The following is a 12,515-nucleotide window of genomic DNA, read 5'->3' on the forward strand; positions in this document are numbered from 1 at the left end:
TCCCGAAAGCATCGGGCGGGTACCCAAACACAAAAGGAGAATAATTGTGTTCCCATTGGATATTTGGCTGACCTATACCGCCGCCTGTCTGTTACTGGTGCTTTCCCCCGGGCCGGATAACCTCCTGGCAATCGCCAGGGGGCTCAGCCAGGGCAGACTGGCGGCTGCCATCTCAGGCATGGCTTCGGGCACCGGCATCCTGTTTCACGTGACAACCGCCTCCCTGGGGTTGACGCTCTTGATGCAGACCTCAGTGCTGGCCTTCTGGATCGTCAAGGTGATCGGGGCCAGCTACTTGCTTTGGCTCGGTATCAAAGTCTTGCGCTCGCGTAGCCTGATCAACTTTCAGCCTGCCGCGCGCCAGCCCTTGAAAAAAATATTCCTAACCGGTTTTCTGTCTGCGGCACTGAATCCCAAGCCGGGCCTCTTTGTGCTTGCCTTCATTCCTCAGTTCGTCAACCCCAAGCTGGGCTCGGTCACCGTGCAAATGATGGTGTATGGCGCCTGGTTCGCGGGTTTGACCGCACTGGGCTTTGCCCTCATGGGGATTTTTGCGACGAGCCTTTCGACGTGGCTGCAACGCAAGCCCAAAGTGATCAACGGGTTAAATGTGGGGGCAGGACTGACCTTCGTTGTTTCCGGTCTTTCGATAGCAACCCTGCCCCAAAAATAACGTGCTAATTCAGCTTGTCTGCCCATCGAAACTTTATGGTTTTGGTGTTGGCAAACTGGCGTACCTGTTATCTTTGGCTGAAGCGGCTCTACCATTCGGCTCCCTCGCGCCCTGTAGGACTTCAAACGCGGATGCTGAGCATCTATGGATGAGTAGCCCATCGAACCGTGGGGGATTATCCCAAACTCTCCAAGCATTCTGACGCGTCATGTCTGGTCTGCTCTCGTAACCGCGCCATTCACGTGTATACGCCCGGCTAAGTCATCTCCCTCCACAAAGTCAAGACATGGCGTGTGCACTTACAGATAACCTGTACGCAGTTCTATGCCATTATTTTCTAAATGTTTTAGCTTTAATCGTAACCGGTCGTGGTTATGGGGCGTACATGTAAAAGCTGGCGTAGTAGGTAGTCCAGATCATATCGTACGTGACTCTCTGATCCAGGTCGATTGCAAATGTGTGTTTAATTAAATCGCAATTTCGCACTATCAGAACAACAGAAATCACAAGCCCAGTGGGTGACCATTTCCGGTTGATTGCACATCCTCGATACTGAAAACCTTGCGACTCCATACATCGAGGATGTCGCCATGAGTCGTCAGGCATTTGAATATCACACTGAGCTCTCTCCCTTTCAATACGTTGTCAGAACCAAAAAGCTCGTCATGTTCAAGTCCGAAGAGCCCACCACTGAACCCGACACCCAGGGTTTTCTGGAAGATTCTGAACGTCAAAACCGCCTTGCTCAATTAGGCAGCGAAGGCTGGGAGCTGGTCAGCGTCCAGCCCGTGGTCAAAGGAGAAGTCAAGGTTGGCAATCAAAACGCCCAAGGCTGGGCTTACGGATTCGCCTTGCCCACCGGCTATCTGCTGTTCTTCAAACGCCCTATCCACTGTGATTGATGGTGTCGTTACCTTCAGAAGAAATCCTTACAGTCCTGAATATGGTTTTCTTGCGGCGACCATAGCTTGATCACGGCAAGCTGACGGCATCAGGAATGACTAGAGCCCAGCCGTGATCCAGTACCCGCGTCTCACTGCACTCACTCGCCGAATTGCCTTGCCAGGCCTCATCGTACTTATCGGATGCAGCTTGCCTGTCTCTCATGCGACCGCTGCTTCAGCCTCCGAACAGGCCAACCTGGACGTGATGATCCGCCAGTTAAATGCCCTGGAGGACACCGCACGTCGTAGCGCTCAAGTGGCCGACGAACCTGGCAAGCGTTACTTCTTCGATTACCAGCGTCTAGCAGGTGATATCGCTCGAATTCGTCATGGGTTGGAGGGCTATTTAACCCCAACCCGAGCCCAGCCTCGTGATCCTGTTGAGCTGTCAGGCCAATACACGACAGAAGGACGCAAGCCATGAGCATGAGCGGCGCTCAGGCTGCTGCGTTTCAAGCGGCGGGAGGATTCCCTGCCTCGACGAGCTACCTGTTTTTCGTCGGCGTCGCTGTAGCCATCATCTTTATGTGGGGCGCCTGGGCTATCTGGAGCTGCTACCGAGGATGGGCCACTGGCAACCTTGATCGAACGATTGCCTCCACCTCGGTCGTCCGCATCCTACTGCTTTGCATGATCCTCACCACATTTGTTCTTAGTTGACCCTATGGGAGATACACCATGACTTCATCCTTAAAACCAGGCCGCATGCTGATCGGGTTGCTTGCTCTCCCCCAACTGGCCATGGCGGCTCTTCCGCAGTCTCAGCCTCCTACCCGAGGGGAAGGCTCTAACCTGATGCAAACCATGCAGAACTACGCCTTTGACGGTTTTACTTTGCTTGGCCTCATCATCTGCGCCGTCATTTTCAGTGGCGTTGCTTGGCATGCCTTCGGCACCTACCACGAAATTCAACTTGGCAAGAAAAAATGGGGAGATCTGGGGGCGACAGCCGCCGTTGGCGTCGCCATCCTAGGTGTCGCCATTTTTCTGGTCACCAAGGCTTCAAATATTCTTTAAAAGAGCCGTGGCCATGACAGAACTCTCAGACGATGGGACCCTGATTTTCCTTCCTGTGCGATTGAACAATCAGCCAGTCATCATGGGCGGCCTTACCGCTGACGAAATGTGGGCCACCTTGGCGTTAAGTACCGGCGCAGGGCTGGTTATCGGTATTCCGGCCGCGATATTGACCCAGATTTGGGCACTTATCATCGGCGCCGCCATGCTCTGTGCTGTCCTAGGGCTGTTTCTTGCCAGTCGTTTCTTGCGTCGGTGGAAACGCGGCCGACCTGATACATGGCTATACCGCCAGATGCAATTGAACATCGCGCGGTTTTTTCCGACCTGGAATAAAGCCCTGCTGATTACTCGTACAGGTGCGTGGACCTGTCATCGAACGGAGGTTCAATGACTTACCGTAAAAAAGTAGACGCCCAACTAGCCCATATCTACAGCCTGCGTCTGGTCATTGGCCTGCTGATTGCGCTGGGTCTGTACATGGCTTATGGCTGGCAGACCGCACCGCGTGACCTAACTATTCATGTTCCGCCAGACCTGCGTTCAGGTAGCACCCGCCAGTGGTGGGATGTCCCGCCCGAGTCGGTATATGCCTTCGGGCTGTACATTTTTCAGCAGATGAACCGCTGGCCCGTAGACGGAGAAACCGACTACGAGGACAACATTATCCGCTTGAGCGGCTACCTGACGCCCAGCTGCAAAGCCTATTTGCAAAAAGATTTCGAGCTTCGTCGCAATAGCGGGGAACTGCGCAAACGTGAGCGGGGCGTATTTGAAATTCCAGGCAGAGGCATTGACGATAAGTCTGAGCAACATATTGAGCAGCACAGCATCAATGACTGGACCGTCAACCTGGATATCACCGCTGACGAGCACTACGGCGGGGAGCGCGTAAAGAGGGCATTTGCTCGCTATCCGTTACGGATTATTCGATCCGACGTAGATCCCGAAAAAAATCCCTTCGGCTTGGCCTGGGACTGCTATAGCAGTAATCCACAACGCATCGAAGTCTCCGCTGAAACGACAAGACCAGGAGGCAAATGATGAAACGCCGCCTACTGACTATCGGGCTTCTAGCCCTTCACTTCTGCGGGTTGGCCAACGCCGTCGAAATCCTGCGCTGGGACCGAATCCCTATAGCACTGCCCTTGATCGTGGGTCAGGAACGTATTGTCTTTGTTGACCAAAACGTACGGGTGGGTCTGCCTCGTAACCTCGTCGACAAACTGCGCGTGCAGAGCACCGGTGGTGCCCTCTACCTGTTGGCGAAAGAGCCGATTGAACCGACTCGCTTACAGCTGCAGAACATGAACTCCGGTGAGATCATGCTCGTGGATATCATCGCAACGGTAGGGAAACCGAATCAGGTCGCACCCGAGCCGGCTAAAATTGTAGCCGGGGACAGTCCCGCCCCGCGTTACGGCCAAGTCAACGCCAAACCTACAAGCAACCATGCAACTTCTTCCACGGGCCAAGCTAGCGCTCAAGCCGAGGAGGATGAGGACGAGCCGAAACCGCGTCGTGAGACCCCACTTCCGGTGGTCATGACACGCTATGCCGCACAGATGCTTTACGCGCCCCTACGCACCGTTGAGCCCGTGGAGGGGATTGCTCAGATCAATCTGAAGCGCGGTTTGGACCTCACCACCCTAATGCCGACATTGCCGGTCGAAGCCTCTGCGTTGGGGTCGTGGCGGTTAGACGAGTATTGGGTCACGGCGGTGAAGCTACGTAACACAAGCGCCAAAAACCTCACATTGGATCCGCGTGACCTGATGGGTGACTTTGTCACCGCGACTTTTCAGCATCCCTACCTTGGCGCCAAGGGTGATGCCAGCGATACCTCGACGGTCTACCTGGTGACCCGTGGCCACGGTCTAGCCGAATCGTTGTTGCCGGCAGCCATCAGCCAGATCGATCCGAAGGGAGCCCGTCGTGAAGAATAATCCTTTGATTAAATTCCTGGTCATCCCGTTCGCGATCCTAGCAATTTTCGTCGTGGTTAAATTGTTCAGCCGCGGCAGTGCGGAACAACAAATCCGTGCACCAGAAACAGTCGCACTCAGTACGGATGAGGCGAAGAAGCTGGGTGTTGACGGTGATACGCCTGGCGACACATTGCGCACCATTGTTGTTGAAAGCCGACAACTAAAGGACCAAGTCTCCAATGCTTTGAAGAACAATGACGAGCTCAAGCAACAGAACATCGAGCTGCAAAAACGCCTGCAGAACATCGATCTCAACGTCGATAACAAATTGCAAAACGTTCAGCAAACGATGAAGCAGGAGGCGCAACAACAGAGCCAAACCCTCTTGGACACGCTGCAGCAGCAATACAATACCCTGAGCAGCAAATCGGGAAGTGGCAATGAGTCTGGATCTGATTTGCCGATCGGCTTCGGCGTTCAGCCAGGTGACGGTCAAGGCTTCAAAGGCGGACCTGGCGCGGACGTTGTTTGGATAGAGCCGCAGGACGCAACGCCGGTCGATGTCAACGGCAAGCCCATCGCTGCAGGGTCAAATCAAACGGCAAGCGGCTTCAACTTCCCGACCTCTTTTGGCGAGTCCGTGGACCGAGGACAAAATGCACTGCGCACGGGCGCTCAAAGTGTTGCGAATGAAATCTCGCCACAGGAGGCCCGCAAACAGGTGCGTAAGGTCTATACCTTGCCGCAGAACTCGACATTGATGGGTTCGGTGGCCATGTCCGCGCTGATCGGCCGGGTACCCATTGACGGCACTGTCAACGACCCCTACCCGTTCAAGGTATTGATTGGGCCGGACAATCTCACGGCCAACGGCATCGACTTGCCCGACGTCGCCGGCGCGGTGGCCAGCGGAACGGCTTCCGGCGATTGGACCCTGTCTTGCGTACGCGGTCAGATAAAAAGCCTGACGTTCGTCTTCAATGACGGCACTGTGCGCACGCTGCCACAACCTCAAGAAGAAACGAATAGCAGTCAAAATAGTAACAACCAGAACAATGGCAACCAAACCACCATTCAGGGTGGCCTGGGCTGGATAAGCGATGCCTATGGCATTCCTTGTATCAGTGGCGACCGCAAAAGCAACGCCTCGCAATACATTGGCTCGCAGGTACTGATTACCGCCGCCGGCGCAGGTGCTGCCTCCCTCATCAAGTCAGATGGAAACAGCGGCTCTTTTATAAACCCTCAGTCCGGGACCATCGGTTCTGTCGGCGGCTCGGGCAGTGAAGCCATGGGCAAAATCATTGGCCAGGGCGTCAATGACGTCTCCAGCTGGGTCAACAAACTCTACGGGCAAGCCTTCGCAGCGGTGTATGTACAACCCGGGGCAAAGATAGCTGTGCACCTGGACCAGCAACTGACCATCGATTACGAACTCAATGGCCGCAAGGTCAACTATCGCTCAGGAGCCCGTCATGTTTCGACTGCGCTTGACTAATCATGGCTTAAAACTAGGTGCATACCTGGCCATCGCCCTACTCGCCTCGGCCTGTTCCACCAACAAAGACGAATTGCTCCCCCATGGGGACCGCACAATGATGGACGTTTGGGATCAAGGTTCCAGCGGCTCAAGCAGCTCGAGCAGCCGCCAATTGCTCGATGCACGCCAAGATCTTCTTCGGCCTCTGGAGACGAGGGAAACAGACAGCACCATGTTCACACGTACCGTACAAAACGAGATCTACAGCCAATTTAAACGCCTACCCAATCCCGACCTGGTGATGTACGTCTTTCCTCATTTAGCGGGTTCAGACCCGGCACCGATCCCAGGCTACACCACGGTGTTTCCGCTGTATCAGCGGGTGCAATACGCCATGCCTGGCGAACGCACGGAGGCATATTGATGGGTTTTTTTGAACGATTCAAAACGCGACGGGCGACAGAGCGTGTGGAACCTGGCGTAACACCAGGTTCGCCGTCATCTGACGATGTGCAGGGACCAGCCACCGAGACGTTTGAGGCTGCGACAGAGCGTTACTACGAACGCCTTGCTGCCATGGGTATTCCATCGCCGAGCGATTGGCGTAACCCAAAGAAAAAGCCAGCCACAACCGCTGATGCTGACCGTCTTTACGACGTCAACCCCTCCTTCGTAGACCTACTGCCCTGGGTGGATTACCTGCCTGCAGAAAAAGCCATGCTATTGGAAGACGGCGTGTCACGCGCTGCCTTTTTTGAGCTGACACCGATTGGTACCGAAGGTCGGGATCCCGAATGGTTACGCAAGGCCCGCGACGCCCTGGAAAACGCCCTTCAGGACTCCTTCGACGAGCTTGAAACCTCACCCTGGGTGGTTCAGCTCTATGCCCAGGACGAAACCAGCTGGGACGATTACCTTCAGCAACTGCATGACTACGTTCAACCACGCGCACAAGGCAGTGCATTCACCGAGCTTTATTTGAAGCTGATGAAGCAACACCTGGAATCCATCTCCAAACCAGGCGGGCTGTTTGAAGACACCAAGGTCAGCCAACTGCCCTGGAGGGGCCAGCAGCGCCGCGTCCGTGTTGTTGTCTACCGCCGTACCCAAGGCGCGCAAGCGGATGTGCGAGGCCAGGCGCCAGGTCCTTACCTGAAAATCATCTGTGATCGCTTGGTGGGCGGCTTGGCGAACGCCGGCATTAAAACCCATCGCATGGATGGCCACGCCATTCGCCATTGGCTGATTCATTGGTTCAATCCACGTCCCGATCATCTTGGCCCTGCCGATGCAGATATTCGCCGCTTCTACGAATTGGTGTGCAAGCAAGCACCTGGTGCTGCAGAGGGCGAGCTGCCGCTCGCCAGCGGCACTGACTTCTCGCAAAACCTGTTTTATCGCGAACCACTGTCAGATATCGAGAAAGGTCTGTGGTATTTCGACGGCCTTCCTCATCAGGTGGTGATGCTTGACCGCTTGAGGGATGCTCCCAAGACCGGGCACTTAACCGGTGAAACCCGAAAGGGCGGTGATGCGCTCAACGCGCTGTTCGACAAAATGCCAGAGGACACCATTCTCTGTATCACTCTCGTGATCACCCCGCAGGACATTCTCGAAGGGCATCTGGAACAGCTCTCACGCAAGGCAGTTGGAGACACTCAGGCCTCGATCCTGACACGCGAAGACGTCGCCACCGCCCGTCAGTTGCTCGGGCGCAAGCACAAGCTGTACCGAGGTAGCGTAGCGTTTTACCTGCGGGGTAAAGACGATGCCCAGCTGCACGAACGCAGTTTGCAACTCAGCAGCGCATTGCTGGGTGCGGGCATGGAGCCGGTGGAACCTCGGGATGAAGTGGCACCGCTGAACTCCTATCTTAGATGGCTACCCGGTAACTTCGACCCCAATGCGCGCAAAGCACTGGAGTGGTACGCACAACTGATGTTCGCCCAACACATTGCGAACCTGGCCCCCGTCTGGGGTAGGTCGACCGGTACCGGGCACCCGGGTATTACCCTGTTTAACCGTGGGGGAGCGCCGATAACCTTCGACCCGCTGAACAAGCTGGACCGGCAGATGAACGCGCATTTGTTCATTTTCGGGCCTACGGGTTCAGGTAAATCGGCCAGCGCGACAAACATCCTTAGCCAAATCATTGCCATTTATCGGCCACGTCTGTTCATTGTGGAGGCTGGCAACAGCTTCGGCTTACTCGGCGATTTCGCCAAAAAGTTGGGTTTGACGGTAAACCGGGTTCGACTTGCACCTGGATCGGGTGTCAGCCTCGCGCCATTCGCTGATGCCGTGAAGCTCATCGAACCCAGCCAAAACGTGAAGATTATCAAAGCTGATGATCTTGAGGCGTCGGACGAACATCTGACTAGCCAGACCGAGGATGAACAACGCGACATCCTGGGCGAGATGGAAATTGCGGCCAGGCTGATGATCACCGGTGGTGAAGAAAAAGAGGATGCCCGTCTTACTCGTGCCGACCGTAGCGCCATCCGCCAATGCATACTGAATGCAGCGAAAAAATGCGTGACGGAACAACGTATCGTTCTGCCGGAAGATATCCGTGAAGCGCTGCGAGAAATGGGACTCGAGCCCGGTATTCCAGACGCCCGAAGCTCACGATTCTTGGAGATGGCGGAAGCCTTGTCCATGTTCTGTATGGGCACCGAAGGCGACATGTTCAACCGTCCTGGCACCCCATGGCCAGAAGCGGACATTACCATTGTTGACCTGGCCACCTATGCGCGAGAAGGCTATAGCGCACAGATGGCCATTGCTTATATTTCCCTGCTCAACACCGTCAACAACATCGCCGAGCGTGACCAGTTTAAAGGCCGCCCGCTGATCTGCTTCACCGACGAAGGCCACATCCAGTTGAAGGTCCCACTCCTATCCCCCTACTCCGTCAAGATCACCAAAATGTGGCGAAAGCTCGGCGCCTGGTTCTGGATGGCCACCCAGAACGTTGACGACGTGCCGCCAGAGGCCTCAGCCCTGCTCAACATGATCGAATGGTGGATGTGCTTAAACATGCCGCCTGATGAGGTGGAGAAGATCGCGCGGTTTCGTGAACTGACTCCTGCACAGAAGTCGATGATGCTGTCAGCGCGTAAAGAAAGCGGCAAATTCACCGAGGGCGTCGTGTTGTCCAAAAGCATGGAAATGTTATTCCGGGCGGTACCACCGAGTTTGTATCTGGCCCTGGCCATGACCGAGCCGGAAGAGAAAAAGCAACGCTTCGACATCATGCAAGCCAAAGGCTGCAGCGAGCTCGATGCGGCCATTGAAGTTGCTGCAACGCTTGACCGCTATCGCGGTATCGAACCTCACATCATTACTTTCCCCGAGCAAGTCACGGCCTTGGAGCGCCAAGCATGAGAGCATTGAATTCCCTGACCCAGAACCTGATAGAAAGTCTGACCCAGCTGCTTGAACAACCGGGTGAAGACGCCCTTCAAACCCTTGAGGTGTGTGCCCCCGTTTTGATAGAGCAACTGCAACAGGTTTTGGTTCGTGCGGTGGATCGTCGTGACATCGAGTCCCAACTTCACGCGGTGTTAGCCAATTGGCTGCGACAGCACCCACAACCCGAGAATGCTGAGAACGCTCTTCTTGAGGCCCTTCGTAAACAAGCGCTGCTTTCATCGAAGCCAGCAGAGGCTCGGGCATGATAGGCCTTCGCAAATATTGGTTAATGCTGGGGTGCGTTTTGGCAGGCACATCGATGGCCTGCTTAGCCCTCACTCGAAGTGAGATACCATCCCCGCACAACACAGGCCCGTGGTTGTTTGGTCCTTCCAAAGCACGCTGGACTGTGACTGAGTTCGCGGATCTGGAGTGCCCCTACTGCAAGACGTACACACCTGCGTTGAAAACCTGGATACAGCAGCAGAAGGATGTAAACCTGCAGTGGCATCATCTGCCACTGGATGTGCACGGTCCCACCGCAGTACACGAAGCCAAGCTCGCTGAATGTGCGGGGGCGCTTGGTGGCGCACCTGCCTTCTGGCAAGCCATTGACCAGATCTTTGACCGGACCCGTAGCAACGGTGAGGGTTTCGATGGGCATCTGAAAGTTGTTGGTGTTACTAACCAGGCCCTGTTGTCCTGTGCAGCCACCGACAAAGTGATCGCCCAGCGTGTCGGCCAGCAGGCCGAGGAGGCCGTCAAAGCCGGGGTTACGGCCACTCCTACTGTCATAATTACAAACAACACGACGGGCAGCTCCGTAAAGCTTGAGGGACCAGCTGACGGGGTGTTGTTGTTATCAGCCATTGATTGGCTAGCTCAAAAAAATGAGCAGCGGCGCTCTGAATCGATGACGCCGCGCTGAACTACACTGCATCAGTCGAGCCTCGCTCCCTCTCGATACTCGACGGCCCGCACGTGCGGGCCTTTTCCACGATGTCAAAACTTCCACCTCTTTCGCGACCAAATGATCGCTGTCAGTCACCTTTTGACAGGTTTATGCCGCGCCGCTCGATGGTCCGATAAGTCGTGATAAAATACGTTATCAAGACTTTTCAACAGGGGTGCCCGTATGTCGATTTTTGAGCCGCTGCGCGACTTTTTTCGAAGACGTGCGGTAAAAACCCTGAATGACACAGCTGCACGCGTGCACCTGGTCAATCGCCGGCAAGAATCCCCTCGGGGCAACTTTGTGTTTCCCGGTACCGACTACCTGGACGATATTGAGGTCGATGGCCAGTGCGTTGGCCATGTCGATTACGGCATCAACCCCCTCGGCGATCGGCTGTACATCAACATGCTGGAAATCAACCCTACACATCAGCGGCAGGGTCTCGGCCTGGGTGTGCTGTGGCACCTGTGGCGCACACACCAGGTGCCGATTGTTCCGCTGTATCAATACACCTCATCCGATGGATTCTGGTACCGGGTGCGCCGACGGTTTGCAGCGGCCGGCGCCGTGATAAAGGACGAGCTGCGCGGCGTAGATCAAATGGAGTTGGAACAACAACGCTGGCAGCACCTGGTGCCGGAGCCCGAGCATGAACGCTTGATACGGGAGCTGAAAGCGTCACCGGAATGGCCCCAGATTCAGGCGCGCTTCGAAACCTGGAAAGACCTATGAACTCGCTGATCCACCACGCCAACCCCAGCGAACGCCGATTGAGCGTCGTCGAGTTTCAGCAACTGGCTGAAGTGCCGGCAGCGGTGGAATGGTTCGCCAATATCGACAACCCGCGCACCCGCCGCGCCTATCAAAATGACCTGGAAGACTTCTGCGGCTTTGTCGGGCTCACCGGTGCCGAGGAATTCCGCGCGGTCACCCGCGCGCACGTGCTGGCCTGGCGCGCCCAGTTGGAAACCCGGGGCCTGGCCGGGGCCACTATCCGGCGCAAACTGGCCGCGCTGGCCAGCCTGTTCGATCACCTCCTGGAGAACAATGCAGTCGCCGGCGGCAATCCCGTGCACGGCGTGAAACGGCCACGGATTGAAACCAACGAAGGCAAGACGCCGGCACTCGGGGATGACCAGGCTAAATTGCTATTGTCCGCGCCGGATGGCTGGACGCTCAAGGGCATGCGTGACCGCGCTATTTTGGCCGTGCTGCTGTACCACGGCCTACGCCGCGAGGAAGCGGCTAAGCTGATGACCGGCGACCTGCAGGACCGTCGCGGTATCAAGCACCTGCAGGTAAGAGGGAAAGGCGGTAAGACTCGCTATTTACCATTGCACCCGGTCGCGGCCGAGCGCATTCATGCGTATCTGGAACGGGACATCACCCGCGAACCGGGCAATGGCCCCCTGTTTCGCTCGATCCGCGGTCGCACCACCGGTACCGGGATCTGCGCCGATGGCATCTATAAGGTGGTTGCGCAGTGGGCTAAGGCTGCAGGCATCCAAGTCGACGGGCTGGGTGTGCATGGTCTGCGTGCCACGGCCGCAACCAATGCACTGGAGCATGACGCCGATATCGCCAAGGTCCAGGTGTGGCTGGGGCACGCCAATATCAGCACCACCCGATTGTATGACCGACGTGGTCAGCGGCCGGAGGATTCACCGACGTACAAAGTGAAGTACTAAAGCTTAGGCTCTGGCTTTTGCTGCACAGCCAGGAACGTCGCGTGCATCAACTGAGTGACTTGCAGCTGCAGATCCTCACAGGCTTCGAAGAAGGCCAAGGGCGCATCATCGGCACCATCCTCCAGCACGTTGGCCATGTCCTGGATGAGGTCACCCATCACCTGCAGCTGCTGTTTGATTTGAGGGGCGTTGAGCACGTGCTTATCTCCGCTAACGTTTGTTACGTCGACGCTGGTGCAGTACTTAGCCCATGGCGACTTGAAAGACCCACAAAGCACCGCTCAACAGGAGTAGTCCTATACACAGCGGAATCACTCCATTCTCAAGAAGCCCATTCATATATAGTTCTCCTACTGGTTGTGATATTCCATGGTGAGATTTTCCTACCTATTCCAGCGCGCTACAACCGGCACGGT

At 55.9% G+C, this 12,515-nt stretch carries 16 protein-coding genes; 15 read left to right on the top strand and 1 reads right to left on the bottom strand.

The window, feature by feature from the left end:
- The first annotated feature begins 46 nt into the window (after positions 1-46).
- The 15 genes from BOP96_RS01975 (at position 47) to BOP96_RS02045 (ending at position 12,099) form a co-directional block, all read left to right on the top strand.
- The gene (locus BOP96_RS01975; protein WP_060766615.1) at positions 47-673 is read left to right on the top strand and encodes a LysE family translocator; all 627 of its coding nucleotides are present in this window, start codon (positions 47-49) and stop codon (positions 671-673) included.
- Between the two features lie 590 nt (positions 674-1,263).
- Positions 1,264-1,575, top strand: coding sequence for a hypothetical protein (locus tag BOP96_RS01980; protein WP_060765277.1), 312 nt, complete (start codon positions 1,264-1,266; stop codon positions 1,573-1,575).
- A 151-nt stretch (positions 1,576-1,726) separates the two neighbouring features.
- Entirely contained in the window at positions 1,727-2,041 is a 315-nt protein-coding gene (locus BOP96_RS01985; protein WP_230957537.1) for an integrative conjugative element protein, RAQPRD family, read from the top strand.
- Positions 2,038-2,277, top strand: coding sequence for a TIGR03758 family integrating conjugative element protein (locus tag BOP96_RS01990; RefSeq protein WP_032877922.1), 240 nt, complete (start codon positions 2,038-2,040; stop codon positions 2,275-2,277). The genes BOP96_RS01985 and BOP96_RS01990 overlap by 4 nt, the downstream gene beginning before the upstream one ends.
- Positions 2,278-2,295: 18 nt before the next feature.
- Entirely contained in the window at positions 2,296-2,634 is a 339-nt protein-coding gene (locus BOP96_RS01995; RefSeq protein ID WP_060765276.1) for a TIGR03745 family integrating conjugative element membrane protein, read from the top strand.
- A 13-nt stretch (positions 2,635-2,647) separates the two neighbouring features.
- The gene (locus BOP96_RS02000) at positions 2,648-3,028 is read left to right on the top strand and encodes a TIGR03750 family conjugal transfer protein (protein ID WP_008437403.1); all 381 of its coding nucleotides are present in this window, start codon (positions 2,648-2,650) and stop codon (positions 3,026-3,028) included.
- Positions 3,025-3,678: a PFL_4703 family integrating conjugative element protein gene (locus tag BOP96_RS02005; RefSeq protein WP_060765275.1), complete on the top strand. Its 654-nt coding sequence runs from the start codon at positions 3,025-3,027 to the stop codon at positions 3,676-3,678. Before BOP96_RS02000 ends, BOP96_RS02005 begins: the two co-directional genes overlap by 4 nt.
- Positions 3,678-4,580, top strand: a complete 903-nt coding sequence (locus tag BOP96_RS02010; RefSeq protein ID WP_060766616.1) for a TIGR03749 family integrating conjugative element protein — start codon at positions 3,678-3,680, stop codon at positions 4,578-4,580. The genes BOP96_RS02005 and BOP96_RS02010 overlap by 1 nt, the downstream gene beginning before the upstream one ends.
- Complete coding sequence (locus tag BOP96_RS02015) at positions 4,570-6,060, top strand: TIGR03752 family integrating conjugative element protein (RefSeq protein WP_060765383.1); 1,491 nt, start codon at positions 4,570-4,572, stop codon at positions 6,058-6,060. The genes BOP96_RS02010 and BOP96_RS02015 overlap by 11 nt, the downstream gene beginning before the upstream one ends.
- Entirely contained in the window at positions 6,038-6,466 is a 429-nt protein-coding gene (locus BOP96_RS02020) for a TIGR03751 family conjugal transfer lipoprotein (protein ID WP_060765384.1), read from the top strand. Before BOP96_RS02015 ends, BOP96_RS02020 begins: the two co-directional genes overlap by 23 nt.
- Entirely contained in the window at positions 6,466-9,429 is a 2,964-nt protein-coding gene (locus BOP96_RS02025) for a conjugative transfer ATPase (protein WP_060765385.1), read from the top strand. The genes BOP96_RS02020 and BOP96_RS02025 overlap by 1 nt, the downstream gene beginning before the upstream one ends.
- Positions 9,426-9,722 carry a hypothetical protein gene (locus BOP96_RS02030; protein WP_032877928.1) on the top strand — a complete coding sequence of 99 codons (297 nt, stop codon included), beginning with the start codon at positions 9,426-9,428 and terminating at the stop codon, positions 9,720-9,722. The genes BOP96_RS02025 and BOP96_RS02030 overlap by 4 nt, the downstream gene beginning before the upstream one ends.
- Positions 9,723-9,775: 53 nt before the next feature.
- Positions 9,776-10,384 carry a DsbA family protein gene (locus tag BOP96_RS02035; protein WP_233477465.1) on the top strand — a complete coding sequence of 203 codons (609 nt, stop codon included), beginning with the start codon at positions 9,776-9,778 and terminating at the stop codon, positions 10,382-10,384.
- Between the two features lie 207 nt (positions 10,385-10,591).
- Positions 10,592-11,143, top strand: coding sequence for a GNAT family N-acetyltransferase (locus BOP96_RS02040; protein ID WP_060765360.1), 552 nt, complete (start codon positions 10,592-10,594; stop codon positions 11,141-11,143).
- Positions 11,140-12,099: a tyrosine-type recombinase/integrase gene (locus tag BOP96_RS02045; protein WP_060765361.1), complete on the top strand. Its 960-nt coding sequence runs from the start codon at positions 11,140-11,142 to the stop codon at positions 12,097-12,099. Before BOP96_RS02040 ends, BOP96_RS02045 begins: the two co-directional genes overlap by 4 nt.
- Here BOP96_RS02045 and BOP96_RS02050 read toward each other — a convergent pair.
- The gene (locus BOP96_RS02050) at positions 12,096-12,296 is read right to left on the bottom strand and encodes a hypothetical protein (RefSeq protein WP_060765362.1); all 201 of its coding nucleotides are present in this window, start codon (positions 12,294-12,296) and stop codon (positions 12,096-12,098) included. The genes BOP96_RS02045 and BOP96_RS02050 overlap by 4 nt on opposite strands.
- Positions 12,297-12,515: the final 219 nt, after the last annotated feature.

The sequence above is a fragment of the Pseudomonas sp. FSL W5-0203 genome, assembly GCF_001896155.1.
GTDB lineage: Bacteria > Pseudomonadota > Gammaproteobacteria > Pseudomonadales > Pseudomonadaceae > Aquipseudomonas > Aquipseudomonas paracarnis.